The sequence below is a fragment of the Streptomyces sp. NPDC102283 genome (genome assembly GCF_044766265.1).
Lineage (GTDB): Bacteria > Actinomycetota > Actinomycetes > Streptomycetales > Streptomycetaceae > Streptomyces.
The window spans coordinates 265616-291768 of the sequence record NZ_JBIWLQ010000009.1; the positions used below are offsets into that span (position 1 = coordinate 265616).

Here is a 26153-nt window from a genome sequence, read left to right on the forward strand (position 1 = left end):
CCCGCCCTTCACCAGCAGGGGCAGGGCCGTGGTCGCCACGGTGAGCCGGTGGTTCACGCTCTCAAGGTTCCGGAGGACACAAGCTGCGTTGCCTCTGCTTCTCTCGGAGCGAGAGCCGACACAAGGAGTTGGCTCCGTCGCCGCCGCGTTGTTCGGCGTTCATCGGAGCGGGACGGCTTCTTCGACCTCGTGCAAGTGGATGAGGACGTCGTATGCCTTGCCGATGGCAAGGCTGGGGAGCGGGTCGTTCTTGAAGGACGATCCGGCGTCGTAGACGGGACGCGGGGTGTCGAGCCAGTCACGGGCGGCGGAAGGGAGTTGGCGCAGGCTGATGTAGTAGTCGCGACGGTGTACCTGATCGAGGAGGTACTCCTGCATGTCCGAAGTGGCGGCGGGGACCGTGACCTTGCTCCACGCGCCCCCGAGTGTGGTGCCGGTGAGGAAGGATCCGTGGTTGAAGGTGAACCCGATGGCGGTGTAACGCCGTCCCATGGCGTCGCGCAGGTAGACGCCCTGTGTCCTGGGGTACATCACGGGGTCGGTGGAGAGGTAGCCCACATGTCCGTTGTGGGCCGATAGCAAGATTCTGTGGCCGGTGTGGCGATGCCACCAGGTGACGTTCGCTGCCATTGCCTCGTCGCGTAGGTGCTCCGCGTCGGAGACCGACTGCGGATCGGACAGGTCGAGAGAGGTGAACGCGAAGGTGTGGGCGATGTTCCGGGCGTGCTGTTCGGCCCAGGCGTACGCTTCGTCGCCCGCGCCTCCGGCCGCGATCACCAGGTTGAGTGCTTCCTGGGCGGTTGCGGCATCGCGGAGCCGTTCGGTGCGGGGCCTGCCCAGGTAGACGAAGAGGTCGTCCATGGGGCGCAGGCTCTCGTACAGCGTTTCGATGCGGGGGAGGTCCTGTGGGCGGGCCGCGCGGATGTACGAGACCACCCGCTCGAAGGCGGTGTCGCCGAGCCCGGGTGCTCCGATGTCGTTGCCCATGAAGTGGAGCCGGCTGCCAGGGTGACGGTCGTTGTGCCTGCGCATCCAGGTGAGGAGGCTGACGAACTCCTCGCGCTCCCAGGGCGATCCCGCCAAGGTCTCCCTCGCGATCGACCGGGCGTCGCCGGGACCGCCCTGAAGGTACTCATCGATCCGCAGGCCTGCCGTCCAGCTCATCTCCAGGGAGAAGGTGGTGAAACCCTTCTCTTCGACGAGATACCGGAAGACTCGTTCCTTCATGGTGAAGAACTCGTGCGAGCCGTGGGTGGCCTCTCCCAGACCGACCACCTCGGCGTCGCCGATCATGCCTCCCAGAGCCCGGAGGTCAGGGCGCCGTCCGTGGGGCTCGGTGGACCGAAGAGGATGGGCGGCCCGCTCCAGGGCCCTCAAGGCGGCGGCCTGTGCGCCGCTGGGCCGTCTGGCAGACTCGGGCGCTGCCGGTGGTGTCGCGGAATGTGCGGAGGTCGCGGGGGCAAGTGCGGCCGAGGCGGCGAGCGCGCCGGTGGCGGTGGCGGTGAGCAACCCTCGTCGGCTGATCGGCTGTTCATGCATGGTCATCCTGATCACTCCTCGTTCTGATGCCCGCCGGGGGCAGTGGAATGATCATGGCGCGAGTCGCGGCGGTTCTCGCTGGAGCTGGCCACCAGCCTTTTGCGGGGGTTATCCCGATAGTCGCCCCGGAGCTCCAGGTGGCGAGGGACGTCCGCGCCGGCGGGTGGCCCCCGGGCAGGCGGGAGCGGAGCCCCGCCCATTACTCGGCCCCGCTTCCACGGCGACTGGAGCCGCACCCATCCACGGCCAGGTCCGGGAACCGCCCGTCGGCGTCGTGTGCCGACGGGCCTGTCATCCGAGGTAGTAGGGGCGGTTGTGCGCGGCGACGGGGGGTGACTGGAATGTCCAGGCTCCGGCGGCGGGTGTGTCGCGGACAAGACGCAGGAGGTCCTGGCCGACGTCACCTGCCGGGTCGTGCACCGTGAGCTGGGAGCACGCGGACGCCGGGCCGCTGAGGTCATACCAGCGATAGGGCTGGTAGACGTTCATCGGGCCGGCGAGTGCGGCGCCCGTGGAGTCGGTGCCGTACCCGGTGATCGGGGTGTTGTTCGCGGGAGAGGACGTGAGCCGGCCCAGGTGGGCGCTGAAGGAGAACAGCTCGGTTTCCAGAGGGGCGATACCGCCGTCGGAGGTGGCCTCGGCGGCGTGGCAGCGAATGTTCCAGGTGTCGCCGGCCGGGCCGTTGAGCGAGGGCATCTCCGCCTCGAACCAACCGGGATATTTGGGTTCCGCGTACAGGGTGCGTCCGGCGTCGATGGCCAGGGCGTTGTCGCACAGCACGTGGATCCGCGCGATGCCGAGCAGCTTGGTCTGGTCGTGACCTTGGGCGTACTGCTGATAGGTCACCTGGGGGATCCGCCGCGCTGCCGCGGTCGGGTAGGCGACGATGTTGACTTCGATCTCCTGGGTGATGCCCCCGCCGGACTGGTACTGCGCGAAATACAGTTGGTAGTTCAGCGAGACCAGGCACTGGCCGTCGAAGTCCGCCGCGGTCAGGGCCGGATGGTGTTCCGCCAGTACCTCGCGCACCGGATCGGGGCCGACGAGGTAGTCCAGGCCGATATTGTGCAGCGCCCCGTAGTGGAAGGGCAGTTGGTAGGGCGCCGCGACGGGCGGCAGGGGCAGTGGGCTCACGAGGCGGCTCCGGAGGTGCGGTCGGCGGTCACGGTGATGGGCCGGTCGCGTTCGGCCAGGTCGGCTTCGATCCGCTCGGCGCTGCGCAGGGCGAGTGCGGCCATGGTCAGGGTCGGGTTGGAGGTGGCCACCGACGGCATGCTGCCGCAGCCGACCGCGTAGAGGCCGGGGTGGTCCCAGCAGCGCTGCCACTGGTCGACGACCGAGGTGGTCGGACCGGCGCCCATGAGGTGGGTGCCGGCGGCGTGGCCCGCGCCCCGGTAGCCGTAGGTCCGGCCCCGGTGTTCGAACCGGCCGGGCCAGTCGGCGGCCTCGAAAACGGTGTGGTCCTCGGCGCCCAGCAGCGTGAAGATCTGGTCGGACACCGCCTTGGCCGCCGCGATGCCTTCCTTCACGTGCGGGGACAGGCCGTAGGTCACCACGGGGCGCGGCAGACCGAGCCGGTCGCGGTGGCGGGGGTCGAGAGTCACCCGGTTGGCGGGGTCGGCACTCTGTTCCATCTCGAACTGGAGCGTGAACTGCCGTCCGATACGGTCGGCCACCGCTTGCCGCAGCTCGCGGCCCCGCAGGCCGGGCCGGTGAGGTCCCGAGGCACGCATCAGCTCGACGACGTCCGTGTCGACGGGGCCCTTCGCCCACACCCAGCCCCAGTTGCCGATCTCGATGCGGAACGGAGCGCGCAGACGGCGGGATGGGCCGGACCGGAACCCTTCCAGGCCGGAGGTGGAGCCGGGCCCCCGGTAGGGGCCCACCTGCTCGGGGAGGAGTCCCCAGGTCAGCAGGACAGGATGGTCCATCAGGTTCCGCCCCACCTGTCCGCTGCGGTTGCCGAGGCCGGACAGAAGCAGCAGCTTGGCGTTCTCGATGGCGTGTGCTGCCAGCACCACCACGTCCGCGTGCACCGTCCGGCGGACGGCCCCGGCCTGCCCCCTCCGCTGGATGCCGCCGGTCCGCGGATAGGTCAGGTACTCGACTCCGGTGGCCCGGCCGGCCGGGTCGACGAGGACCAGGCTGACCACGGCCCGGTCCCGGAGGGTGACCGACGGGGCCCAGCGGGCCTGCGTCTTGAGGGGGGTGTACTTGGCGTGGGAGGGGCAGTGGGGGATGCAGGAAGCACTGCCCACGCAACGGCTGCCCGGCTCGGGACGCCCGTGCGCACCGACGGGCTCGAAGCCTGCGCCGCCGCCGTAGCGAGGATCGGGGACGCCGTTACGCCCCTGTGGGGTGCCCGCCACCCGCAGCTCCACCAGTTCCTCGACGCCGGGCTCCTTGATTCGGTGGCCGTCCAGGCGTGCGGCCATCACGGTGTCGACGCGGCTGGGAGGCAGGCCTCGCATGGGGAAGACGTAGCCCTCGGGGAACGGCAGGCCCACTGCGTCGCGCTGCTCGTCGACGTCTGCCGACACCCCGATCGCGAACTCCGCTGCGCGGTAGTAGGGCTCGAGGTCCGCGTAGGTGAGGGGCCAGCTGCGGCCGTAGCCGAACGTCTCGGTGTCGAAGTCCTCGGGCAGCATGCGTGGGGTGAGCCCTGTCCAGATGTTGCCGGTGCCGCCGTTGACCCGCACGTATCCGCTGGCGTACGGGAGGGTGCCGCGCTGGACCAGGTACCCCTCGGAGCGGTATCCGCCATGGTCCGTGCCGGTCAGGTCACTGATCTCGGGCCACGGGATCGCCTCGTGCGGGGAGTAGGGCGATCCGGGCACCTTGGCCGAGGCTGCCAGGAAACGTGCCCCGGCCTCGCGGTGGCCCGTCTCCTGGTCGACCGCGCGGGCGCCGGCCTCCAGTACGAGGACACGGCGGCCCTGGTCGCCCAGGTGCCGGGCCACGAGTGAGCCCGCGACACCACCGCCGACCACGATCACGTCATACCGGCCCTCTTCCGTCATCGCCGCCGCCCGGCTCCCGCACCGGAGGCGTCCGCCGGCTCGGCCCAGCTTCCGAAACCCGGAGCGGAGGTGCCCGGGGCGTGCCCGCTGATGGCCCGCCACACCAGGGCGCCCGCGTAGGCCCGAGGTGACACCAGGAACGGCGCACCGCCCCCTGCCGGCCTCTGCCAGCTGCCCGTGTACCAAAGGCGGATGAGAGCCTCCGCCACTGCCACGAGCTCCTCGTCGCGTGCGTCGGGCGCCGCGGCCAGCCGCCGGTAGGTCTCGGCGCCGACCTGCTCCAGCACTACAGCCAGGAGTTCCGGCGCCAGGCCGTCCTCGCGCAGTTCCTCGATGCCGAAGCCGGTGAGACGGCTGGAGAGCCCGAGGAACTCCTCCACCTCGCAGCCTTCGTTCCCGGCGTGCCCGTTCGCGCTCCCGCCTGAACTCACCGCGATCCCTTCGTCGACGCTGTCCCTGCGACGACGGCCATCGGCCTGTCACGGCGATCAGCCCTGCCCCGGCGAGGAGTCGGCCATGCTCCCCCTCCGCCGTGCGGCCTGAACTCTTCTGCCATTGACCGGAATCACGATCTCTCCGGCAAGAATCCGCCGCCCTCTGCCGTCAGCGCTTCGGCCAGATCGGCGGAGCCCGCCCAGCCGTCCGGGTCGCCCCGAACCCTGACCGGCACGACACCGTCGCCGACGTCTCCAGGAACGAACCCACATCCTCTGACCCTCCCGACGAGGGCTCTCTCATAGGTGCCACGCGGCAGTCTTCACAGTGATGACAGACCGCTCTGCGACCCACTCGGGAAAGAGGGGCGCTTCGGCGAGCGTGGCTGGGATGGGCGAGGGTAGGCGCAGCTGCATGCAGGCGGGTTTCCGCGGCATCCTCTGTGATTGGGAATTCCGGCATGACGATATCCACGGAGGCCCCGGCCGCCAGACCCACCGGCGCGGCTCAAGCGGCGGATCTTCCGCAGATCGCTGACCCGCGGAAGGTAGCCCCCAGGGACGCCCGGGCGATGAGCACGATGTTCTTCGACCGGCTGCAGATCCTCGACGAGGGCACGCACGAGTACCAGTACGCGCGGAACACGTTGATCGAGATGAACCTGTCGTTGGTGCATTTCGCGGCGAAGCGGTTCCGCAACCGCGGCAGCGGCGAGATGGAGGACATCGTCCAGGTCGGCACCATCGGACTGATCAAGGCGATCGACCGCTTCGAACTCAGCCGCGAAGTCGAGTTCACCTCCTTCGCGATCCCCTACATCGTCGGCGAGATCAAGCGGTTCTTCCGCGACACCACCTGGGCAGTCCACGTGCCCCGCCGACTCCAGGAGTTGCGCGTCACCCTCGCCAGGACCAAGGAAGAACTCGTCGGCCGGCTCGACCGCAACCCCACCGTCGCCGAACTCGCCCAGTGCCTGGACCTCACCGAGGAAGAGGTCATCGAGGGCCTCATCGCCTCCAACGGCTACACCGCCGGCTCCCTGGACCTGCCGATCGGTTCGGAGCAGAGCAGCGCGGACACCGTCACCTACGGGGACGTCACCGGTGGCGACGATCCGGGCATGGAACTGTTCGAGAACCTCCACGCGTTGGCTCCGCTGCTGGAGGGTCTGGCGAGCCGGGACCGGGAGATCGTGGCCATGCGCTTCGGCCAGGAGATGACCCAGTCGCAGATCGGTGTGCATCTGGGCATCTCCCAGATGCACGTCTCCCGTCTGCTGGCCCGCATACTGATCAAGCTCCGGGAAAGCATGCTCGCCCCGTAGCGGACGGCGCTTCGGCGACCTCCGAGGCAGGCACATCTCCCCCTGCCCACGCATGCGGGGCCGCCGCCGTTTCCGGCGAGGTCGGGCTTCCCGGTACTGCTGAAGGACGCGGGCGTTCACCCGGCGGCGCGTTACGCCGGAGTCTGGCCCAGGGAGTCGTGGAGCGGGATTTCCACGCGCACCCGTTTGCCAACGGGTGCGCGGTGGACCGAGAAGCTCCGGCAGGCCAGGAGGACGATCTCCAGGCCGTGCCGGCCCACGCGGCTGGGATCGGCCTGTTCGGGTGCGGGGAGCAGGGTGCCCGAGTCCCACACGGAAATCCGCAGCAGGCCGCCGGACGCTTCGAGGTCCACCTGACAGGGGCCGGGAGCGTACTTGGCGACGTTCGTGGCGAGTTCGCTGACGATGAGCTGTGCTGTATCCACGGCCCGCCCAGAAACGTTCATGCCGTGCCGCGACCGCAGTTCGAAGAGGAACTCGCGTACGAAGTCACGCGTGTGGGCGATCTTCCCCGGGCTCATCTCGTACACGGCACTTCCCAGGATTCCGCCGGTGCCGGCACCCTCTTCGTCCGAGGCCGCTGGGCTGCTTGCCGGCTGCTGCTCCATGGGTCATCTCCTGCCGTTCTGCCGCGTCATGCCGTTGCCGGGTGCGTTGTGCCGTCGCCGCGGCCCAGGAGTTCCGGTGGGCGGTGGGTGAGGGGCGGTGAAGCAAGCGGGGTGGTCCGAAGCTCAACCCCTGAGAGACGGGTCTACATGGTTGGGCGGGCGGGGGCGGGGGCGGGGTGCAGGCGGGCTGCGAAGACGATGATGTCGTCCTCCGGGTCCTTCCCGAAGGTGTCCACCAAGGTGGTGCACAGCGCTTCCGGGTCCTCCGCTGAGCTGGAGGCGGTGGTTCCCAGGAGATCGAGCCGGTCCTGGATGTCACTGCTGCGTGTTTCGATGAGTCCGTCGGTGATCATGAGGAGTCGGCTTCCCGGGTCGACGCGGTGGCCGACCGCTGGGGGTTGGACCAGGCCCAGGCCGAGCAGCGGTCCGTGTTCGCTCAGGAAGCGGGGTGCCTCGCCGGGTGAGAGGAGCAGGGGAGGAAGGTGGCCCGCGTTGGCGACCTGGATCCCGGCATTGCCCGGTTCGACGAGCACGATGCAGACGGTCGCGGTCCATCCGGGCTGGTGCAGGCGCAGGAGGCGGTCCAGGTGCTGCAGCAGGATGTGCGGGGGATGGTCCTGCGCGGCGTACGCGCGCAGCGCGTGGCGCAGTTCGCCCATGACGGTGGCCGCCTGCAGTGAGTGGCCGACGACGTCGCCGACGGCCAGGAGCAGGCCCTTGGGGGTGGCGAGGGCCTCGTAGAAGTCTCCGCCGATCTCGGTCATGGCGGTTGCCGGCAGGTAGCGGACGGCGAGGTCGGCGCCCGCGACCTCGGGGAGGGTGGCCGGCAGGAAGGTGCGTTGCAGGGTCAGGGCCAGTTCGTGTTCCTGCCCGTAGCGTTCCACGACGTCCTTGTGCTCGACGGTGAGTTCCGCGTAGAGGGCCATCACTCCGGCGTTGGTCTCCGTCAGTTCTTCGTTGAGGCGTTCCAGCTCGTCGCGTTGGGCGTGGGCTTCCTGCAGTGCGGCGATCAGGTCCCGGGTCTGTGCCTGGAGGTCGTCGATCGCGCTCGGGGGGCTGGCCGATTCCAGAAGGGCCAGGACGTGCTCTGCCTTCAGGTTCCGGGCCGCGGACTCCGGGATCGGGCAGCTGATCTCGATCCGGCCGCCGGGAGAGCGGTTCGAACGCCCCGTGTCGGCCGGGGTGAGGGAGGAAGCGTTCTCGAAGCGCGTCTGGGGCAGCAGCCTGGTGACGGCTCCCAGCGAGTCGGGGCTCGGGGTGCGGTCGTCGCGCCACTGCAGGATTGTTTGCAGAGCTGGAGGCCGCTGTTGCAGGGTGAAGGCGGCGGTCATGATGCCGGGGCGCAGGAGGTCGCGGCCCAGTTCGCTCAGCGCGGTGGCGAGCCGCACCTGGTCACGGTTGTCCAGGCCGACCGCTTGGGAGATCGTTTTGGCGTGGCGGCGCAGCGCGAAGACGTCCTGCTCGGTGCCGACCTGAGAGACGAGCAGAGCGGTGTGGTCGCGGGGGCGGGGGACGGGAGATCTCACCGGGGCGTCCTGGCGATCACCGCGCTGGCGTCGTCACGGCGCGTTCCCGCGTGGCGCAGGAGGGCGGTGGCGATCAGGGCGGGCGGGTGGTGCAGGAGACCCGCCAGATCGGCCGGCCGCCATCGTTCGCTCAGGCCGTCGGAGTGCATGACCAGGATTCCGTGGGCGGGCAGGTGGTGCTCGTAGGTGCGCAGCTGGTGCATCTGGTGGCCGACGATCCCGGGATGCGACAGCAGGGTGGAGCGCGTCCCGGTCGTTACCAGGGCGGCGGTGATGTTCCCGACGCCGCAGAACAGCAAGCGCCCGTCCGGTTCGATGCGTGCGACGGCGACCGCGGCACCGCGGGTTCCGCGCAGTGCCCGGTGCATGTGCTCGATGGCCTGCTCGGGGGTGCGGGCGCCCCCCGTGCGGAAGGCGTGGACAGCGGCCTGAGCGGCCACTGAGGCCAGGGGCCCGTGTCCGAGGCCGTCGCACGACATCACCAGGTAGCCCTGGCCGGGGCCTGCGACGGCGGCCCGTACGGGCATGGAGGAGCGGCCCTCGACGCCCGGGCGGGGGCGGGGTGCGGCTTCTCGGCTGAACGGCTGGGTCCCTGTCAGGGCCGACCAGCTCGGCCGCACCGGGCCGTCCGGAGCGGGGGCTGCCCCGTTGTCGGCCGGCGGTGCCACGGACGGCACTGTGTTCGTGTCCGTGCGTGCGGCCCAGGCGTCGCCGCAGGCCTGCTCGCCACCGATCGGGCGGGTGATCCCTGCGACCAGTGGCTCCCCGTTCACGGATGGTGGCAGCGGGCGCGGCCAGAAACGGGCGAGCTGGACGGTGCCGAGCCCCGGCTGTGAGTGGATGTCGAAGGTGTCGGCCAGCCGGCCGACGGCTCCCAGTCCGATACCCAGGGTTCCGGCGGTCGACAAGCCGTCCCGCAGCGCCCCTGGCACATCAGCTATTCCGGGGCCCGAGTCCACCACAATGAGCTCCACCCCGGCGACCGCCTCGTTGCGTACCACGCGCAGCAGGACGGAGCCGTCCACCGCGTACTTGGTGACGTTGGCCGCCAGCTCGGCCACGGCAAGCACCAGTTCGGCGGTGCGCTGTTCACCCAGGCCGATACGCCGGCCCAGAGCGGCAGCGGCCCCGCGGGCCCCGTCCGGCCGGTCACGGAACCAGGCCACGTCCTCGGAGTCCACCAGCGGCAACGCTCCCGCGGCCGTCAACGGACCCACTTGGTCACGGTGACCACGGTGCCCCGGCCCGGCTGGGTCTCCAGGACGAAGTCGTCCACCAGGCGCCTGGACCCGGACAGCCCCAGACCCATGCCGCCGCCCGACGTCCAGCCATCGGTCAGGGCCAGGTCGACGTCGGCGATGCCGGGGCCCTCGTCGGCGAAGACCAGGCGCGTACCGCGCCGGCCGCGTTCCTCCACGAGGGATGCCGTCATCGTCCCGCCACCGCCGTGCACGAGAGTGTTACGGGCCAGCTCACTCGCAGCGGTGATCAGCTTCGTCTGTTCCACGAGGGAGAACCGGCACTCCTGGGCGAGGGTGCGTACCAGCTGACGTGCCTGCACCACCCCGGCGTTCGCCGTGATCCGGAGAACCTCCGGACCCCGGGGCTCGCCGCTCACTGGCCGGCCGCGGCATCCGGCCTCGCGCCCTCGAGACCGGTCGCGGCACGGGCCTGTTCCAGCACCCGCAGGCCCTTGTCCAAAGTCAGCGCGGTCCTCACTCCGCCCAGGGAGAGACCGAGCTCGACCAGGGTGATCGCCACCGCCGGGCGCATCCCGACCACGACCGTCTGCGCGTCCAGGAGACGCGAGATCGACGCGATCGTGGCGAGCATCCGGCCGACGAAGGAGTCGACGATCTCCACGGCGGTGATATCGATGACCACGCCGTGCGCGCCCGCATCGACCACGGCCGCAGCCAGGTCGTCCTGCAGCAGCATCACCGCCTGGTCGTCCAGATCGGTCTGGATCGACACCAGCAGCACCTGTCCGATCCGCAGGACCGGAACCCGTTCGGTCACAGCGCACCGGCCTGCGGGGCCGTCCGCGACAGTGCGACACCCGAGCGCCGCAGCGCGTGCCGCAGCGCATCGGCCAGAGTGGCCTTGGTGACGATGTCACCGAAGTCGATCCCCAGAGCCACGATCGTCTGCGCGATCTGCGGACGGATCCCGGAGATCGTGCACTCGGCGCCCATCAGCCGCGCCGCCACCACCGTCTTCAGCAGGTGCTGGGCGACCTCCGTGTCCACGGCGGGAACACCGGTGATGTCGATGATCGCCTGCTCGGAACCCGTGTCGATGAGCGCCTGCAGCATCTTCTCCATCACCACCATCGTGCGCGCCGAATCCAGCGTCCCCACCAGCGGTACACCGATCACGCCGTCCCACAGCTTCACGACCGGCGTCGACAGCTCCAGCAGCTGCTCGGCCTGCGCGGAGATCAGCTCCTCACGGGCCCGCGTGTAGGTCTCGACGGTGAACAGACCCAGGGTGTCCAGCAGGCTGGAGAACTTCAGGTACGCCTGCAGATCGCCGTCCTCACCGGACACCGCCGGCTCCAGCACCTCTTTCAGGGAGAACACGCTGACCGCGGTCTCGCTGGGGCTGAAACCCTGTTGCGCACGATTGCGCGAAAGCTCGCCGAGCAGCGCCCGCACCTCACCGAACGCCTCGCTGTGTCCGTCGAGGCTTCCGCTGCCGATAGCCGACACCAGAGCGGTGTAGATCTCCTGCAGCTCACGCTGAACCTCCGCCCGGCTGACCCGCCCGCCCAGCGAGCCGGTCACCCTGTCCGCCCACTCGGCGCCGAGGTCCTCGCCCCGGACGGACAACAGAGCGATCAAACGACTTGAAACGTCCTCACCAGGCACGGGGCACATCCTCTTCACACGGAGGCCACGCAGCCTCCCCAGAATCTTATAGGCCAGAAGAGTGATCCAGGTCCGCGCTCTCCGGTGAGTCGCCCCGTCTCTCCATGGTGTGAGCCGGGTCTCGGCACCGCTCGCGCGCGGACCCCCGGAGCTGGACGAAGAGGCGCACGGCCTCGGTGTCCTGCGCCACGGTGAGGCGTGCCGCGACCGTCCTCCCGAGGGGGTGTCGGCCGCCGCGGCCTCTTGACCGGCCGCCGGGGCATCGGCTTAAGGTAAGCCGAGACGTCAGACATCTTACGTCTCATGTCCTGGTCCCGTCCTCGCCTTCCGGCCGACAGGCGGAAGACCGGCGTTCCGAGCGAGCTGGAGCTTCCATCATGTCCCTGACCGCACCGCTGCGCGGCGTCGTACCGCCGGTCTGCACTCCGCTCGACGACCGGGGCGAGGTCGACACGGCCTCCCTCACCCGGCTCGTCGGCCACCTCGTCGACGGCGGAGTGCACGGCCTCTTCGCCCTCGGTTCGACCAGCGAGGTCGCCTACCTGACCGACGCCCAGCGCGCCACCGCCCTGACGACCGTCGTCACCGCCGCCGCCGGGCGGGTCCCCGTACTCGCCGGGGCCATCGACACCACGACCCCCCGGGTGCTCGCCCACGCCCGGACCGCCGCGGAACTGGGCGCCGACGCCCTCGTCGCGACGGCGCCCTTCTACACCCGTACCCACCCCACCGAGACCGCGCGGCACTTCCGCGGCCTGCGCGCGGGCGTCGACCTGCCGCTGTTCGCCTACGACATCCCGGTCGCCGTGCACTCCAAGCTCTCCGCCGAATTGGTCCGCGAACTGGCCGAGGACGGCACCCTGGCCGGCCTCAAGGACAGCAGCGGTGACGAAGGCGGCCTGCGCAGGCTCCTCGTCGCGCTCGGCGGGCGCGCGGGCAGGGCCCAGGGCCCGGTCCCGCACTTCAGTGTGCTGACCGGGTCCGAACTCACCGTGGACGCGGCCCTGCTGGCCGGAGCCGACGGTGTCGTCCCCGGACTCGGCAACGTCGATCCGGCCGGTTACGTACGGCTGTACGACGCCGTGCGAGCGGGCGACCTGGCGCTCGCCGCCCGCGAACAGGAGCGGCTCGTCGAGCTGTTCGCCATGGTCGACGTCGGCCCCGAGCAGGAGATGGGCCGCAGCTCGTCGGCGCTCGGAGCCTTCAAGGAGGCGCTGCGGCTGCTCGGCGTCATCGACCGAGGCGCCACCGCCTTCCCGCAGATCCCGCTGTCCGCCGCTTCCGTCGCCTCCGTCGCGGAGCGCCTGCGCGGCGCCGGTCTGCCGCCGGTCCGATGACCGGGCGGACGACGACCGGGCCGACGACCGGAGCCGTGGTCATCGGCCTCGACCTCGGGGGCACGAAGATCGCGGCGGCCCTCTTCGCCCCCGACGGGGACGTGCTGGCCCGGCACACCCGGGCCACCCCCGCCCGGGAAGGCGCCGCCGCCGTGCTCGACGCGCTCGCCGCGGCGGCGGCCGAGGTCGACCCCGCGGGTCTGGCCTCCCGGGTGGGCATCGCCGCCGCCGGGGTCGTCGACCCCCGCAGCGGCATGGTCACCAGCGCCACCGACTCCATCCGGGGCTGGGCCGGCACCGCCCTCGGCCCAGACCTCGCGGACCGTACGGGCCTGCCGGTGGCCTGCGACAACGACGTGCGCGCCACGGCGGGACCCGAGCTCGCCGCCCTGGCCGGCGGCCACGGTTCGCTGCTGTACGCGGCCGTCGGCACGGGGGTCGGCGGCGCCCTCGCCGTCGACGGGCGGATGCTGCACGGCGCCGCCGGAATCGCCGGCCACCTCGGCCACCTGCCCAGCGCCGAGGCGGCCGGACTGCCCTGCACCTGCGGCGCCACCGGACACCTGGAGGTCATCGCCTCCGGCCCGGGCATCGCCGCCCACTACGCACGGCTCACCGGCACCCGGCCCGACCGGCTCGAAACGGTCGCCGCCCGAGCCGCCGGAGGCGAGCAGGCCGCCGTACGGGCCATCACCACCGGTGCGACGGCGGCCGGCCGGGTCCTCGGCGGCCTGGCCAACGCCCTCGGCCCCGACCGGGTCGTCGTCGGCGGCGGGGTCCCCCGTATCGGCGCGCTGTACCGCTCCGCACTGGCCACGGCCTTCGCCGCCGAACTCATGCCGCCCCTGCGGGGACTCCTCCCCGAACCCCCGCTCCACGGCGGGGACGCCGCCGTACGGGGTGCGGCGGCCCTGACCACCACCCTTCCCCTCCACCGTCCGGGAGCTCACCGATGAACGCACAGGATCTGGCCGCCGCACTCCGGGGCCGGCTGATCGTCTCCTGCCAGGCGCCCCCCGGGGACCCGATGCGCCAGACCGCCACCCTCGTCCGCCTCGCGCTCTCGGCGGCCGCCGGCGGCGGCGCCGCGATCCGCGCCAACGAACCGGAGGTCGTCGCCGCGATCGTGGCGGAGGTGGACCTGCCGGTCATCGGCCTGTGGAAGGACGGCGACACCGGGGTCTACATCACCCCGACCGTCCGGCACGCCCTGGCCGTCGCCGCGTCCGGCGCCGCCGTGGTCGCCGCCGACGCCACCGACCGGCCGCGCCCGGACGGCTCCACCTTCGCCGAGCTCGTCGCCGCCGTGCACACGGCGGGCGCCCTCGTCATGGCCGACGTCGCCACGCTCGCCGAGGGGATCGCCGCCGCCGGACAGGGGGCGGACTTCGTCTCCACCACCCTGTCCGGCTATGTGCCGGGAACCCCGAAGCAGACCGGACCGGATCTGGACCTCGTGGCGTCCCTGTCGGCCGCGATCTCCGTACCGGTCGTCGCCGAGGGGCGCGTCAACACCCCCGAGGAGGCCGCCGAGGCGCTCGCCCTGGGCGCCCACAGCGTCGTGGTCGGCACCGCCATCACCGCACCCACCGCACTGACCGCCCGCTTCGTCGCCGCACTGGCACACGGACCCGGCGACGGCGCGGGCGAAGCCGCCCGGAACTGAACCGGCAGGCGGCGGCCCACCGGTCGCGCCCCACCCCGCCTCGGGGGCGCGGCCCCCGGTCTGAGACGCTGTCCGGCACCTGACGAGGGTGTTCCACCCGGCCGGCCGCCCACCGCACCTGACCGGGTGTTCCACCCGGCCGGCCACCGCACCTGATCCACCCGCAAGGAAGACATGCAGGGAGTCCTCACCGGATTCACGGTGATCGCCACCGTCATCGCCGTCGGGTACGTCATAGGCCGCCGCGGATATCTGGGACAGGACGGCCGCACCGTGCTGACCCGGCTGGCCTTCAACGTGGCGACCCCGGCCCTGCTCTTCACCATGTTCGCGGGCGCCGACCTGTCCGTCGTCCTGTCGACACGCCTGCTGGTCACCGCGACGGCCACGGCCGCCGCCGCCGGAGTCTTCGTCGTGGCGGCCGGGCTGTTCCTGCGCTGGGACGCCGGACGGGTCACCATCGGCGCCCTGTGCTCCAGTTACGTCAACGCCGGGAATCTGGGCATCCCCATCGCCGTCTACGTCCTCGGAGACGCCTCGCTCGTCGCCCCGGTGCTGCTCCTCCAGCAGATCGTGGTGACCCCGCTGGCCCTGACCGTCCTTGACCTCGGCCGCCCCGGGGAGCCGGTGTCGGTGCTCCGGCGGCTGACCACCCCGCTGCGCAACCCGATGGCGATCGGATCGCTGGCCGGTGTCGCCGTGGCCGCGTCCGGCCGGACCCTGCCCGGGCCCCTGCAGGAGCCGCTCGTCCTCATCGGCAACATGTCGGTCCCCGCGGTCCTCCTCGCCTTCGGGATATCCCTGTACGGCGGCGAGCGCCCGGGCCGGGGTGAGGACCGGGTCGCGCTGTACCTGTCCGCCCTGCTGAAGACGGTCGCCCAGCCGGTCGTCGCCTGGGCCGTCGGCGCGGGGCTGTTCGGGCTGCGGGGCGAGGCGCTGCTGGCCGTCGTCGTGATCGCGGCTCTCCCGGCCGCCCAGAACCTCTTCACGTACGCCTCGCACTACGGGGTCGCCGAACGGTTCGCCAGGGAGTCGATCCTGCTGTCCACCCTGCTCTCGGTCCCGGTGCTGATCACCGTCGCCGCGCTGCTCGGGCGGTGACCCCCGACCCGGTCCCGGTGTGACACACACCACTCCCGGATGAGAACCCGCGGGCCCCGCCCCGCGTCTGGCCGGTGTGAGACTACGAAAGAAGCGGCCCCCGGAACCGGCCGAGGAACACCTCCTCCGCCTGGTCGCCGACGGAGACCGCGCCGCGTTCGACGAGCTGTACCGGCGCACCTCGCCCTGGCTGGCGGTACGGCTGCGACGCCGGTGCGCCGACGAGCAGATCGTCGCCGAGGTCATGCAGGAGACCTATCTCGCCGTGTGGCGTGCCGCCGGCGCCTTCGTCGGCAGCGCCGTCGGCGGAAGCGCCGCCGGATGGCTCTGGACGATCGCGGCCCGCCGGCTGGTCGACGCCTTCCGCCGCCGCGCCCACCACGCCGAACCGCCCGTCGCCGCCGCCGCACGCGTCACCGCCCCGGCCGCCGAGGACGAGGCCCTGGCCGCCGCCGTCGGCGGAGAGGTCGGGGACGCCCTGCGGACCCTCGCCCCGGAGCTGCGGCAGGTGCTCCAGGCCCTGGTGCTCGACGGGCTCTCGGTCCGGGAGGCCTCGGTCCTGCTCGACCTCCCCGAAGGCACCGTCAAGACCCGGGCCCGCCGGGCCCGTATCGCCATGAGAAGGGCGCTGGCATGAGCGTCGAGCACCCGTCGGACCGACTCGTCGACAGCTACGCGCGGGGGGACACCGACCTGCCCGCCGACGAACTGTGGGCCGTGGAGGCCCATCTGGAACAGTGCGCCGACTGCCGCGGCAGACTGGCCGGCGCGGCGGCCGGCGTACCCGCCGTCACCGCCCTGCTGGCCGCCGTCCGCGACGGCCTGGAGCCGGCGCTGGACCGTTCGACGCCCGCCCCGCGCCGTCGCCGCCGCACCACGGCCTGGGCCACCCCGGTCATGGGCCCCTGGCTGGCCATGGTCATCGGCGTGAGCGTCGTCGCGGTGCTGCTGGACCGCACCGCGGGCTGGACGCGGGGCGCACCGACCGTCCTGCTGCTGGCGCCCGCCCTGCCGCTCGCCGGAGTCGCCGCGGCCTGGTCGCGCGGGCTGGACCCGGCGTTCGAACTGACCGCTGTCACCCCGCGCGCCGGGCTGTCCCTGCTGCTGCGGCGCACCCTCACCGTGCTCGCCGTCGTCCTGCCGGTGCACCTGGTCGCCGGACTCCTGACGGGCGTCGCCCTCGCGCAGTGGCTGCTGCCCTCCCTCGCCCTCACCGCGACGGCGCTGGCGCTCGGCAGCGTCATCGGCGTCGGCCGCGCCACCGCCGCCCTCGGCGCGCTGTGGACCGCGGCGGTCCTGGCCCCGGCCGCGGCTCTGGGCCGTCTCTTCCTCCTCCAGCCCGAACACCTTCCGCTCTGGGCCCTGGCGCTCGCCGCCGCGGCCGGCGTCGTCCTGGCCCGCCGCAGCGCCTACAGCACCCCCATAAGCCTGCGATGACCCCCCGCAAGGAGCATCAGATGACCGTCCCCACCGGCGCGCTCGACACCGCGCCACGCGTCTACGCCCATGAGATCCACGCCACCGGCCTCACCGTCAGGGTCGGCCGCGACCGGCTCGCCGTCGACGGGCTCGACCTCTCGCTGGGCACCGGAACCCACGGCCTGCTCGGCCCCAACGGCGCCGGCAAGACCACCCTGATCCGGACGCTCGCCACCGTCCTGCGACCCGCCGGGGGAGACCTCGAACTGTTCGGGCACTCCGTCCGCGACAGCGCCCGCCACCGGGAGCTGCGCCGCCGCATCGGCTATCTGCCGCAGGAGTTCGGCTACTACAAGCGGTTCACCGTCCGGGAGTTCGTCACGTACATGGCCTGGTTGAAGGAGATGCCCGCGCGGGACATCCCCGGCGCCGTGCAGCGCGCCGTGGAACGGGTCGGACTCGCGGACCGGGCCGACAGCCGGATGAAGGCGCTCTCCGGCGGAATGGTGCGCCGCGTCGGCATCGCCCAGGCCATCGTCAACGACCCCTCGGTGCTGCTGCTCGACGAACCGACCGTCGGCCTCGACCCGGCCCAACGCCTCCAGTTCCGCGCCCTGCTCCAGGAGCTCGGCCGGGAGAGCTGCGTCCTGGTCTCCACCCACCTCGTCGAGGACGTCGCCGCGGCCTGCACCGATGTGGTGCTCTGCGACCGGGGCCGGCTCGTCTTCCAGGGAACCCCTCAGGCGCTGGCCGCCGCAGGAACCGCCGACCAGCCGGGCGACAGCCCCCTGGAACGCGGCTACTCCGCCCTCCTGTCCGGCTCCGACCACGAAAGGGACGGCTGGTGAACCTCCGCGTCCTGCGCACCGAACTCCTGCGCTCCGCCGCCCCCTTGGCCGGCCTCACCGTCCTGGCCGGCGGGTTCGCGTTCCTCTACGGCATCGACGGGAGCTGGTGGGGCACCTCGGTCGACTGGACCGGGCAGTGGACCTCGCTGGCCCTGTGGACCCGGGGGCTGCTCGCCTACCTGTGGCCCCTGGTCGCCGGGATCGGCGCCCTGTACGGGCTGCGCGACCACCGCTCCCGGATGCCGGAACTGCTGGCCGCCAGCCCGCGGCCCGGGTGGCAGCGTGCGGCGACCCCGGCGGCCGCGGTCGCCCTGGCGCTGGTCGCCGGGTTCGGGGCGCTGCTGGTGTGGGGCGGCGTCCAGGTGGCGCTCGGCCCGACCACGTACACCCACCTGGGCTGGCTGCCCATCTCGGCCGTCGCGCTGCTGGCCCTGGTGGCGGCCGCGGTGTTCGGCATGGGGGTGGGACGGGCTCTGCCCTCACCGCTGACACCGCCGGCCGTGACCGTCCTGTTCCTCGCGGTGACCGTGTTCCTGATGCAGCAGACCGACAGCGAACTGCCCACCGTCCGCGTCGGATCCCAGCTGCTCTCGCAGCTGTCCCCGGCGGTCGCCGAGCCGCGCCAGGTGCTGCTGACCCTCACCGGCGCCGTGCATCTGGGCCAGACCCTGTGGCTGCTCGGTCTCCTGGCCACCGGCTTCGCGCTGCTGAGCGCCATCCGTCGGCGGGGCCGCCTGATCGCGGTTGCGCCCGTGCTCGCCGGAGCCGCCCTGGCGCTGTTGGTGCTGCCCGGCGACGCCCGCGGCGGCTACCGTATCGACCCGGCGGCGGCCGCTTCCGTGTGCGAGGGCCGGGTCTGCGTCACGGAGGTGCACCGGCACCGGCTCGACGCCCTCGCGCCCTCCGCCACCCGGGCCCTGGCCGTCCTGGACACCGCGCTCGGCGACGAAGCGCCCCGGCAGGTCCGTGAGGAGACCGCGCTCCGGGCCGTGGGTGAGGAGCGCCGGCTCGCCGCGGCATCGGTGCTCGTCAACTTCGAGGATCCGCAGATCGACACGGCGGAGGGCGATCAGCTGGTGCGCCGGCTCGTCGGCGAGGGGCTCGCGCCCAGTTGCCGGGCCATCACCTCCCGGGAGTTCGGCGGCGACGAGGTGCTGGTCGTGCAGAGCGTGCTGGCGAGCTGGGCGCTGGGTGCGTTCCGGCCCATCGAGGCCGATGTGTACGACCGTGAGGCCTACCGGGTCTCGACGGGGAAGGCGTGGAAGCAGTTCACGGCACTCTCCCCGGACCAGCGGCGGAGCCGGGTCGCCGAGGTCCGCGAGGCCGCCCTCGGCTGCGAGTTCACCTGGGCCGACGAGCTGGCCGGGGGAGCGCGGTGACGAGCGGTCTTCTGCTGTACGCACGGTCGCGCCGGGCCCCGGCCACGGCCGGAGCACTCCTCGCCTCGGCGGTGCTGCTCGGGGCGGGCGCGGCGGCCGACGGCGACGCCGATCCGCGGCTGAGCGTCCTGGCCGTGGCGGTCGCCGTCGCCGCGGCGGCCCCCGGGCTGGGCGGCCAGGACGCCGCCCTGGACCGGACGGCGGCGATTCGCTGGGCCCCGCTCCGGGCGGCGCACGTCCTGCTGATCGCCGCCGCCGTCACCCTCGTGCTCCTGGCGGCACAGACGGCGGGGCGCGACCCGGCGACGGCGGCGTTCCTGGTCCGCGACGCCGCCGGGCTCACCGGTCTCGCCGCGCTCGGGGCCGTCGTGCTCGGTGCGGAGTACGCCTGGACGCCGGTCGTCGGCTGGCCGGCCGTCACCTTCTTCGCACCGCCCGACCCGGGCGGGGTCGGCGGCTGGCTGCTGGCCCGGCCCGACGCCCCGGCCGCCGCCTGGACCGCCGGCGCCCTGCTGGCGGCCGGCGTCACCGCCTACGCGGCGGCCGGGCCCCGGAGGTGACGGCCGGCGGGGAGGACCCGCCGGCCGCGGCTACTTCGTGATGCCGTGCTCCGCCGCCCAGTCGTTCGCGACGTCCTCGGGGTCCTTCCGGTCCTTGTCCACCAGGCGGTTGAGCTCGGTGAGGTCCTCGGTCGTCAGCACGGCGCCCAGACGTGCGAGCGCCTTGCGGACCGTCGAGTCGGCCTTGCGGTCGGCGATCAGCGGAACGACGTGCTGGCCGGGGATCAGGTTCTTGGGGTCGGTGAGGACGACCCAGCCCTCGGCGGCGATGTCGGTGTCGGTGGTGAAGAGGTTCGCCACGTCCACATCGCCCTTCTTGAGGGCTCCCTTGACCAACGGGCCCGAGGAGTCGAGGGACTTGAACTCCTTGAACTCCACGCCGTACACGTCCTTGAGGCCCACCGAGCCCACGGTGCGCTTCTTGACCTCGGGTGCCGCGCCGATGACGAGCTTGCCGTTGTGCTTCGCGAGGTCGGCCAGGGACTTCAGGCCGTACTCCTCGGCGGTCTCCTCGGTCACGGCGAAGGCGTCGGCGTTCTCCGCCTCGCCGTACGGGAGTATCTGGAGGCCGCCCGGCAGGAGCATCGCGAGGGCGTTCTGCATCGTGCCCTCCTCGGTGGCCGTGGCCTTGGCGTCGAGGTAGTGCAGCAGCGCGCCCTGGTACTCGGGCAGCAGATCGATGTCGCCGCCTTTCAGCGCGGGGATGAGGATCTCGCGGGTGCCCAGGTTGGGGCGGACCTTCGTCCTCACCCCGGACGCTTCGAGCGTCGCGGCGTAGAGGTACCCGAGGACCTGGTTCTCGGTGAAGTTGGCGGTGCCGATGGTGACGCCGCCCTCGCTGGAGCCCCCGCCCCCGCCGCCGGCCCCCTCCCCGTCGAGGGAGGTGATGCCGCTGCTGCACGAGGCGAGCGCGGGGACGGTGGCGGCGGCGAGGAGTCCGCCGAGGAGGTTTCTGCGGTTCATGGGGGGCTCCTAGGCCTGGGCCCGCGGGGCGGGACGGTGGCGGAAGAGGACGCGCTGGAGGACGGAGAGCGCGAGATCGAGGACGACGGCGACGAGCGCCACGAGCACGGCGCCGCCGAGCACCTGGACGAGGTCGCGCTGGGCGAGCCCGTCGAAGACGTACCGGCCGAGCCCGCCGAAGGAGACGTACGCGGCGATGGTCGCCGTCGCGACGACCTGGATGAGCGCGAGCCGGAGACCGGTCATGATCAGGGGCAGCGCGAGCGGCAGTTCGACCTGGAGGAGGACCTGGTGCCGGCGCATGCCCTGGCCACGTGCGGCGTCCCGCACCTCGGGGTCGACCGCCGTCATCCCCGCGTAGGTGTTGGTGACGATCGACGGCACCGCGAGTGCCACGAGGGCGATGTAGACGGGCCACATCGACAGGCCGCTGGCGAGGAAGACGAGGACCACGAGCCCGACCGTGGGCAGTGCCCGCCCGAAGCTCGACAGGTTGATCGCGACGAACGCGCCGCGCCCGGTGTGCCCGATGAGCAGACCGATCGGCAGGGCGATGGCGGCGGCGACGAGGGTGGCGAGCAGCGAGTACTGGAGGTGCTCGGCGAGACGGTGTCCGATGCCGTCGGGGCCGGTCCACTGCTCAGCGCCGACCAGCCAGTGGCCGAGGCCCGTGAGGAGTTCGTACATGAGGTCAGGCCCCCTGCTTCTGCCGACGGGTCCACGGCGTCAGGACGTACTGGAGGGTGACGAGCAGCGCGTCCGCGACGACTGCGAGGAGCAGGGTCAGGACGACGCCGACGATGACGGGGGTGGGGAAGTTGCGCTGGAACCCGTCGGTGAAGAGCTGCCCGAGCCCGCCGTCGCCGATGTACGTGGCCACGGAGACCAGGGAGATCGCCATCACCGTCGCGATCCGTACGCCCGCCATGATCACGGGGAGCGCGAGGGGCAGTTCGACGGTCAGCAGGGTGCGCAGCGGCCGGGAGCCCATCGCCTTCGCGGCCTCCTTCGTCCGGGCGGGGACGGAGTCCAGGCCCTCGACGGTGTTCCGCAGGAGCACGACGAGCGTGTAGATCGTCAGGCCGATGACGGTGGTGGTGCGGGTGAGCCCGCTGACCGGCAGGAGCAGGACGAACACGGCGATGGACGGGATCGTGAACAGGACGTTCGACAGCCCGAGGAGCAGCCCGCGCAGCCTGCGCACCCGGTGGGCCACCACGGCCAGGGGGAGCGAGACGATCAGCCCGAGGAGCACGGCGGTCAGGGCGGCCTGGAGGTGGGAGAGCGTCAGGGCGGTGAGATCGTCGGTGTGGTCGGCTATCCACGACCAGTCGACACTCATGCGGCCACCGTGCTCGCCGCGCTGTGCACCCGGCCCGCCCGGTCGTGGATGTCCTCGCGGGACGTCACGCCGGTGAGGACGCCGTCCGCGTCGACCCGGGCGACCAGGCCGCTCGGCGCGGCGATCGACTCGTTCAGCGCGGAGAGGAGCGAGTCGGTGTCCCGCAGGGGCCGGACCGGCATCTCCGCGTCCGTCTCCTGCTCGCGCCAGGCCAGGGGCTTGCGGGCCGCGTCGAGGGCGAGCCGCCAGCGGCCGCCTTCGGGGGCGGGACCCTGGGCGACCTCTTCGAGCGTCGTCAGGGACAGCAGCTTCAGGCCGCGCTCCGCGCCGAGGAAGTCCGCGACGAACGCGTCCGCGGGGCGGGCCAGCAGCTCGGCGGGGGAGGCGCACTGGACGAGATGGCCTCCGGTACGGAAGACGGCTATGCGGTCCCCGAGCCGTACGGCCTCGTCGATGTCGTGCGTGACGAAGACGATCGTCTTGTTCAACTCCCTCTGAAGGCGCAGCAATTCGTCCTGGAGCTGGGTGCGGACCACCGGGTCGACGGCGCCGAAGGGCTCGTCCATCAGGAGGACCGGCGGGTCCGCCGCGAGCGCGCGGGCCACGCCGACGCGCTGTTGCTGGCCGCCGGAGAGCTGGTGCGGGTAGCGCTTCCCCGCGTCGGCGGCGAGGCCGACCGTGTCCAGGAGTTCCGCCGCCCGGGCCCGCGCCTTTCCGCGGCCCCAGCCGAGCAGCAGCGGTACGGTCGCGATGTTGTCCAGGACGGTGCGGTGCGGGAAGAGCCCGGACTGCTGGATGACGTAGCCGATGGAGCGACGCAGCTCGGCGGCGTCCTGCTCCAGGACGTCCTTGCCGCCCACTCTGATCGTCCCGGAGGTCGGCTCGACCATCCGGTTGATCATGCGGAGCGTGGTCGTCTTGCCGCAACCGGAAGATCCGACGAGGACGGTCACGCCCCCTTCCGGCAGGTCGAGCGTGAGGTCGTGCACCGCGGTCGTGCCGTTCGGGAAGCGCTTGTGGGCCTTGTCGAATTGGATCATGAGGAGTCCCTTGCCCGACTGCATATCGGCATGCAGAGTTCTCGGTGACTGAATAGGTTGTCAATGGGTCGTCGCCGTGCGGGGGTGAATCCCTGGCTGTCAGTGGCCGCAGGACGAGACGGAACGCCCGACAGAGGAGGAATCGCTACTGATGTCGTCCCATATCCCGGACCGGGCGGCAGGCGGCAACCATGCGGTCGTCGTCCTTGACGGCCGCCGCATGATGGTCGCAGATGTCGTACGCATGGCCGAATCGGTCGCCCGTCCCCTCCCGGCGGCCGACGGTATGAAGCGTGTGGAAGCCTCCTGGATCGCCGCGCGGGAGATCGCTTCGTGGGGCCGCGTCTACGGCCGCTCCACCGGTGTCGGCGCGAACCGGAACGAGACCGTGCCCACGGAGGCGGCCGCCGACCACGGTCTGAGCCTGCTGCGGAGCCACGCCGGGGCGATCGGCGAGGAGCTGCCCGCACGGCAGGTCCGCGCCATGCTCGCCGTCCGCGCCAACCAGCTCCTCGCCGGCGGCGCCGGGCTGCACCCGACCGTCGTCACCGCGCTCTGCGAGGCCCTGGAGACGGGCGCCTACCCGAAGGTCAACGAGTTCGGCTCGGTCGGCACCGGCGACATCGCCGCGCTCGCGCAGATGGGCCTCGCGCTGGCGGGCGAGCATCCGTGGCAGGGCGCCGGGGCCGCCCCCGCGCCGCAGCCCCTCGACAACAACGACGCCCTCGCCCTGATCAGCAGCAACGCCCTCACCCTCGGCCAGTCCGCCCTCGCCCTGCACGAGCTGCGCACCCTGATCGCGGCCACGCAGGTGGTGGCGGCCCTGTCGCTGATGGCGATCGACGGCAGCTACGAGGCCTACGCGCTGCCCGTGCACGAGGCACGCCGGCACGCCGGTTCGTACGCGGTCGCGGAGCGGATGAGGCTGCTGCTCGGCGCCCCCGACCGCCCCACGCCGCCGCTCGGCCGGATCCAGGATCCGTACGGCTTCCGCTGCGTGCCGCAGATCCACGGGCCCGCGCACGACGCGGCGGACGCGCTCGAAGAGGTCCTCGCGGTCGAGATCAACGCGGCGGCCGAGAACCCGCTGATCTCGGCCGACGATATGGCCGCCTACCACCACGGCGGCTTCTACCTCGCCCAACTCGGCCTCGCCCTGGATTACTTCAGGCTCGCCGTGACCCAGGTGGTCCGCCTGTCCACCTCCCGGCTCTCGACGCTGAACGAACCGGGCTTCACCCGCCTGCGTCCGTTCCTCGCGGACGCCGAGCCGGCGTCCTCGGGCGTGATGATCCTCGAATACGCGGCCGGGGCGGCGCTCGGCGATCTGCGGGCCTTCTCCGCGCCCGCCTCGCTCGGCCACGCGGTGCTCTCGCGGGGTGTCGAGGAGCAGGCCGGCTTCGCGTCGCCGGCGGCACGGCAGACCCTGCGGGCGTGCCAGGCGTTCCGGCTCGTCGTGGGCTGTGAACTCGTCGCGGCCGTACGGGCGTTGCGCCAACGCGAGCTGCGCCTCGACCCGGAGCTGCCGGTCGGCCGCGCCTTCGGGCTCGCGGCCTCGGTGCTCGACGCGGAGTCGGCCGACCGGCCGCTGACGGACGACGTGGACGCGGCGGCCGGGCTGCTGGACCGGTTCGCCGAGCTGGGGGAGGCCTCGGTCCCGGCTGCTCGGCCGAAGGTGAGGACGTAGGCCTGGAGGCCCTCGTCCACGCGGGGTCGAGGCGTGCGGTGCGCGGGTCCCGGTCGTCGGTGAGCCGGTGGAGCGTCGGCGATCCGGTCACCCGGAGGGTCTTGGTGACCTCGCCGTCCACGAGCACGGTGACCTTGCCGGTGCCGCCGAGGACGATGTTGGCGTTCTTCCGCCCGGTAGGTGAAGGCGAGTCGGGCGTCACGCCCCGCCGTGAACTCCTCGCACCCGGCCGTCCACGTGCCGTCCAGCGACAGCTTGTTGAGCGGCAGATGGCCCTTCGGGAAGCGGTGGACGGCCGGCCGGTCGTCGGCCCGGAGACCACGGAGCGGGCGCGACCCCGGCGGACCGGCCGGGGCCGCTCTTCCGCTTCCCGCCCCTCCTCAGGAGCGGGTGGCGGTTCCGCAGCCCTCGTCCTCGGCTTCCCGCATGCGTTCCTCCATCGACGTGCTGCGGTCGTACGGGTCGACCACGGCGCCGTCGTCGCCCGTCCCGGCGGCGGTGCGCTCGGAGGGGAACGTGGGGGTCAGATAGCCGGTGTAGGTGTCGCAACCGCCGTTGGTGGTGTCCACCTTGTAGGAGACGAGCGAGAACGTCCCCGGCTCGATCACGATCTTCGCCGGGTCGTCCCAGCTCATCACCACCTCGCGGCGCACGATGGTCCGCGCGACCTCGTCGCTGTCCCTCCCGGCACGCACGACGGGGTAGACGTAGGTGATGTCGGTGGACACCTCCACCGCGCCGCGCCCGCCCTCCCGGAAGGTGACCCGGCCGCGGGTCTTGACCACGTCCCCGACCGGCCGCACGTCGGCGGACCGGAAGCGGCTGAACAGCAGGAGCGGGTCGTTCTCGCGGTCGGGTGCGCGGAGCGCCTTCCCGAGGAAGCCCCGCACATCCGCCTGGTGCGGGTTGATCAGCGCGATGGCCCTGTCCGGCCGCTCGCCGCGCAGTACGGCCGGGTCCAGGCTGGACGCGGCGAGGAAGTCCCGGGTCTTCGCGAGCGCTTTCGTGACCTCCGCCCTGCTCATCCAGCCGGTCGCCCGTGCCTCGGGCAGATGGATGCCCGCCGTCCCGTCGCTCCATCGCGCGGCCGGTGACCCCCTGAACGGCTCGTCCTGGGTGGGAGGCCGGTCCGCCGCCTCCTGCGCGGGCGGCCCGGTCGGGCGCTGCGACTCCGCGGCGAGCGGCGTGGTGATCGTCCCGTCGCCGCCGTCGAACCAGTCGGAGATCCCCCAGGGGCCGACGGCCACGACCACCACGGCGACGGCGGACGCCAGGCCGAGCACGGCCCAGCCCTTGCCGCCGCGCCGCCGGGCCGGGGTATACGTCCGCCACCCCTCCGGCCGGTCGGGCTCCTCCTGGAGCCGCTGTGTCACCATCCGGGCCCGCGCCGACGGTTCCTCGGGCGCCCCCGCGCCCCCGGCCTCGGCCTCCTTCAGGAAACGCTCCCACTCCTCGTCCGGTATGGACGCCCCGCCCTTGCTCAACGCAC

Annotated in this window: 26 protein-coding genes; 11 read left to right on the forward strand and 15 right to left on the reverse strand. The window is 72.3% G+C overall.

The features are described 5' to 3' along the window. Positions 1 to 159 precede the first annotated feature (159 nt). The 4 genes from ACIRJT_RS20085 to ACIRJT_RS20100 form a co-directional block, all read right to left on the reverse strand. Complete coding sequence (locus tag ACIRJT_RS20085; RefSeq protein WP_403910969.1) at positions 160 to 1545, reverse strand: erythromycin esterase family protein; 1386 nt, start codon at positions 1543 to 1545, stop codon at positions 160 to 162. A 285-nt stretch (positions 1546 to 1830) separates the two neighbouring features. After that, entirely contained in the window at positions 1831 to 2673 is an 843-nt protein-coding gene (locus ACIRJT_RS20090) for a hypothetical protein (protein ID WP_403910971.1), read from the reverse strand. Continuing rightward, entirely contained in the window at positions 2670 to 4559 is a 1890-nt protein-coding gene (locus ACIRJT_RS20095) for an FAD-dependent oxidoreductase (protein ID WP_403910973.1), read from the reverse strand. The genes ACIRJT_RS20090 and ACIRJT_RS20095 overlap by 4 nt, the downstream gene beginning before the upstream one ends. After that, on the reverse strand, positions 4556 to 4990 hold the full coding sequence (locus ACIRJT_RS20100; RefSeq protein WP_403910975.1) for a hypothetical protein: 435 nt from the start codon (positions 4988 to 4990) through the stop codon (positions 4556 to 4558). The genes ACIRJT_RS20095 and ACIRJT_RS20100 overlap by 4 nt, the downstream gene beginning before the upstream one ends. 464 nt (positions 4991 to 5454) lie before the next feature. On the opposite strand from ACIRJT_RS20100, the gene ACIRJT_RS20105 reads away from it, so the two are divergent. Beyond that, on the forward strand, positions 5455 to 6318 hold the full coding sequence (locus ACIRJT_RS20105) for an RNA polymerase sigma factor SigF (protein WP_403910976.1): 864 nt from the start codon (positions 5455 to 5457) through the stop codon (positions 6316 to 6318). Between the two features lie 131 nt (positions 6319 to 6449). Here ACIRJT_RS20105 and ACIRJT_RS20110 read toward each other — a convergent pair whose 3' ends face one another. The 6 genes from ACIRJT_RS20110 to ACIRJT_RS20135 form a co-directional block, all read right to left on the reverse strand. Further along, a complete protein-coding gene (locus ACIRJT_RS20110; RefSeq protein ID WP_403910978.1) occupies positions 6450 to 6926 on the reverse strand; it encodes an ATP-binding protein in 477 nt (158 codons plus the stop codon). A gap of 143 nt (positions 6927 to 7069) precedes the next feature. Next, a complete protein-coding gene (locus ACIRJT_RS20115) occupies positions 7070 to 8452 on the reverse strand; it encodes a PP2C family protein-serine/threonine phosphatase (protein ID WP_403910980.1) in 1383 nt (460 codons plus the stop codon). After that, entirely contained in the window at positions 8449 to 9669 is a 1221-nt protein-coding gene (locus ACIRJT_RS20120; RefSeq protein ID WP_403910982.1) for a SpoIIE family protein phosphatase, read from the reverse strand. The genes ACIRJT_RS20115 and ACIRJT_RS20120 overlap by 4 nt, the downstream gene beginning before the upstream one ends. Further along, positions 9657 to 10070, reverse strand: coding sequence for an anti-sigma regulatory factor (locus ACIRJT_RS20125; RefSeq protein ID WP_403910984.1), 414 nt, complete (start codon positions 10068 to 10070; stop codon positions 9657 to 9659). The genes ACIRJT_RS20120 and ACIRJT_RS20125 overlap by 13 nt, the downstream gene beginning before the upstream one ends. Beyond that, complete coding sequence (locus ACIRJT_RS20130; RefSeq protein WP_403910986.1) at positions 10067 to 10471, reverse strand: STAS domain-containing protein; 405 nt, start codon at positions 10469 to 10471, stop codon at positions 10067 to 10069. The genes ACIRJT_RS20125 and ACIRJT_RS20130 overlap by 4 nt, the downstream gene beginning before the upstream one ends. Beyond that, positions 10468 to 11331 carry an STAS domain-containing protein gene (locus ACIRJT_RS20135; protein WP_403911117.1) on the reverse strand — a complete coding sequence of 288 codons (864 nt, stop codon included), beginning with the start codon at positions 11329 to 11331 and terminating at the stop codon, positions 10468 to 10470. Before ACIRJT_RS20135 ends, ACIRJT_RS20130 begins: the two co-directional genes overlap by 4 nt. Positions 11332 to 11699: 368 nt before the next feature. Here ACIRJT_RS20135 and ACIRJT_RS20140 point away from each other — a divergent pair, with 368 nt between their 5' ends. The 9 genes from ACIRJT_RS20140 to ACIRJT_RS20180 all read left to right on the forward strand — a co-directional run bounded on the left by ACIRJT_RS20140 (position 11700) and on the right by ACIRJT_RS20180 (position 19632). Then, the gene (locus tag ACIRJT_RS20140; protein ID WP_403910988.1) at positions 11700 to 12659 is read left to right on the forward strand and encodes a dihydrodipicolinate synthase family protein; all 960 of its coding nucleotides are present in this window, start codon (positions 11700 to 11702) and stop codon (positions 12657 to 12659) included. Next, complete coding sequence (locus tag ACIRJT_RS20145; RefSeq protein ID WP_403910990.1) at positions 12656 to 13615, forward strand: ROK family protein; 960 nt, start codon at positions 12656 to 12658, stop codon at positions 13613 to 13615. Before ACIRJT_RS20140 ends, ACIRJT_RS20145 begins: the two co-directional genes overlap by 4 nt. Beyond that, positions 13612 to 14325 (forward strand): N-acetylmannosamine-6-phosphate 2-epimerase, encoded by a 714-nt coding sequence (locus ACIRJT_RS20150; protein ID WP_403910992.1) that lies wholly within the window; start codon positions 13612 to 13614, stop codon positions 14323 to 14325. The genes ACIRJT_RS20145 and ACIRJT_RS20150 overlap by 4 nt, the downstream gene beginning before the upstream one ends. Before the next feature lie 174 nt (positions 14326 to 14499). Continuing rightward, positions 14500 to 15426 carry an AEC family transporter gene (locus tag ACIRJT_RS20155; protein WP_403910994.1) on the forward strand — a complete coding sequence of 309 codons (927 nt, stop codon included), beginning with the start codon at positions 14500 to 14502 and terminating at the stop codon, positions 15424 to 15426. A 76-nt stretch (positions 15427 to 15502) separates the two neighbouring features. Then, entirely contained in the window at positions 15503 to 16063 is a 561-nt protein-coding gene (locus tag ACIRJT_RS20160; protein WP_403910996.1) for an RNA polymerase sigma factor, read from the forward strand. Then, on the forward strand, positions 16060 to 16863 hold the full coding sequence (locus ACIRJT_RS20165) for a zf-HC2 domain-containing protein (protein WP_403910998.1): 804 nt from the start codon (positions 16060 to 16062) through the stop codon (positions 16861 to 16863). The genes ACIRJT_RS20160 and ACIRJT_RS20165 overlap by 4 nt, the downstream gene beginning before the upstream one ends. Then, a complete protein-coding gene (locus tag ACIRJT_RS20170; RefSeq protein ID WP_403911000.1) occupies positions 16860 to 17693 on the forward strand; it encodes an ABC transporter ATP-binding protein in 834 nt (277 codons plus the stop codon). Before ACIRJT_RS20165 ends, ACIRJT_RS20170 begins: the two co-directional genes overlap by 4 nt. Then, the gene (locus tag ACIRJT_RS20175) at positions 17690 to 19072 is read left to right on the forward strand and encodes a hypothetical protein (RefSeq protein ID WP_403911002.1); all 1383 of its coding nucleotides are present in this window, start codon (positions 17690 to 17692) and stop codon (positions 19070 to 19072) included. The genes ACIRJT_RS20170 and ACIRJT_RS20175 overlap by 4 nt, the downstream gene beginning before the upstream one ends. After that, a complete protein-coding gene (locus tag ACIRJT_RS20180) occupies positions 19069 to 19632 on the forward strand; it encodes a hypothetical protein (RefSeq protein ID WP_403911004.1) in 564 nt (187 codons plus the stop codon). The genes ACIRJT_RS20175 and ACIRJT_RS20180 overlap by 4 nt, the downstream gene beginning before the upstream one ends. A 30-nt stretch (positions 19633 to 19662) precedes the next feature. Here the strand turns inward: ACIRJT_RS20180 and ACIRJT_RS20185 are convergent, their stop codons facing one another. Genes ACIRJT_RS20185 through ACIRJT_RS20200 form a run of 4 tightly spaced genes read right to left on the reverse strand, consistent with a single transcriptional unit; the run spans position 19663 to position 22977 of the window. Next, on the reverse strand, positions 19663 to 20595 hold the full coding sequence (locus ACIRJT_RS20185; RefSeq protein WP_403911006.1) for an ABC transporter substrate-binding protein: 933 nt from the start codon (positions 20593 to 20595) through the stop codon (positions 19663 to 19665). Between the two features lie 9 nt (positions 20596 to 20604). Then, positions 20605 to 21282, reverse strand: coding sequence for an ABC transporter permease (locus tag ACIRJT_RS20190; RefSeq protein ID WP_403911010.1), 678 nt, complete (start codon positions 21280 to 21282; stop codon positions 20605 to 20607). Between the two features lie 4 nt (positions 21283 to 21286). Further along, positions 21287 to 21937 carry an ABC transporter permease gene (locus tag ACIRJT_RS20195; protein WP_403911012.1) on the reverse strand — a complete coding sequence of 217 codons (651 nt, stop codon included), beginning with the start codon at positions 21935 to 21937 and terminating at the stop codon, positions 21287 to 21289. Next, complete coding sequence (locus tag ACIRJT_RS20200) at positions 21934 to 22977, reverse strand: ABC transporter ATP-binding protein (RefSeq protein ID WP_403911013.1); 1044 nt, start codon at positions 22975 to 22977, stop codon at positions 21934 to 21936. The genes ACIRJT_RS20195 and ACIRJT_RS20200 overlap by 4 nt, the downstream gene beginning before the upstream one ends. 151 nt (positions 22978 to 23128) lie before the next feature. Between ACIRJT_RS20200 and ACIRJT_RS20205 the strand changes: the two genes are divergently transcribed. Next, positions 23129 to 24664, forward strand: a complete 1536-nt coding sequence (locus ACIRJT_RS20205; RefSeq protein ID WP_403911015.1) for an aromatic amino acid ammonia-lyase — start codon at positions 23129 to 23131, stop codon at positions 24662 to 24664. A 380-nt stretch (positions 24665 to 25044) separates the two neighbouring features. Here ACIRJT_RS20205 and ACIRJT_RS20210 read toward each other — a convergent pair whose 3' ends face one another. Beyond that, entirely contained in the window at positions 25045 to 26148 is a 1104-nt protein-coding gene (locus ACIRJT_RS20210; protein ID WP_403911017.1) for a hypothetical protein, read from the reverse strand. Positions 26149 to 26153 lie beyond the last annotated feature (5 nt).

Bases quoted from the DNA above. Each gene is read 5' to 3' on its own strand.
- ACIRJT_RS20085 (WP_403910969.1), bottom strand. From the start codon at position 1,545: ATGACCATGCATGAACAGCCGATCAGCCGACGAGGGTTGCTCACCGCC.
- ACIRJT_RS20095 (WP_403910973.1), bottom strand. From the start codon at position 4,559: ATGACGGAAGAGGGCCGGTATGACGTGATCGTGGTCGGCGGTGGTGTC.
- ACIRJT_RS20105 (WP_403910976.1), top strand. From the start codon at position 5,455: ATGACGATATCCACGGAGGCCCCGGCCGCCAGACCCACCGGCGCGGCT.
- ACIRJT_RS20110 (WP_403910978.1), bottom strand. From the start codon at position 6,926: ATGGAGCAGCAGCCGGCAAGCAGCCCAGCGGCCTCGGACGAAGAGGGT.
- ACIRJT_RS20135 (WP_403911117.1), bottom strand. From the start codon at position 11,331: ATGTGCCCCGTGCCTGGTGAGGACGTTTCAAGTCGTTTGATCGCTCTG.
- ACIRJT_RS20140 (WP_403910988.1), top strand. From the start codon at position 11,700: ATGTCCCTGACCGCACCGCTGCGCGGCGTCGTACCGCCGGTCTGCACT.
- ACIRJT_RS20145 (WP_403910990.1), top strand. From the start codon at position 12,656: ATGACCGGGCGGACGACGACCGGGCCGACGACCGGAGCCGTGGTCATC.
- ACIRJT_RS20150 (WP_403910992.1), top strand. From the start codon at position 13,612: ATGAACGCACAGGATCTGGCCGCCGCACTCCGGGGCCGGCTGATCGTC.
- ACIRJT_RS20155 (WP_403910994.1), top strand. From the start codon at position 14,500: ATGCAGGGAGTCCTCACCGGATTCACGGTGATCGCCACCGTCATCGCC.
- ACIRJT_RS20165 (WP_403910998.1), top strand. From the start codon at position 16,060: ATGAGCGTCGAGCACCCGTCGGACCGACTCGTCGACAGCTACGCGCGG.
- ACIRJT_RS20170 (WP_403911000.1), top strand. From the start codon at position 16,860: ATGACCCCCCGCAAGGAGCATCAGATGACCGTCCCCACCGGCGCGCTC.
- ACIRJT_RS20185 (WP_403911006.1), bottom strand. From the start codon at position 20,595: ATGAACCGCAGAAACCTCCTCGGCGGACTCCTCGCCGCCGCCACCGTC.
- ACIRJT_RS20190 (WP_403911010.1), bottom strand. From the start codon at position 21,282: ATGTACGAACTCCTCACGGGCCTCGGCCACTGGCTGGTCGGCGCTGAG.
- ACIRJT_RS20195 (WP_403911012.1), bottom strand. From the start codon at position 21,937: ATGAGTGTCGACTGGTCGTGGATAGCCGACCACACCGACGATCTCACC.
- ACIRJT_RS20200 (WP_403911013.1), bottom strand. From the start codon at position 22,977: ATGATCCAATTCGACAAGGCCCACAAGCGCTTCCCGAACGGCACGACC.
- ACIRJT_RS20205 (WP_403911015.1), top strand. From the start codon at position 23,129: ATGTCGTCCCATATCCCGGACCGGGCGGCAGGCGGCAACCATGCGGTC.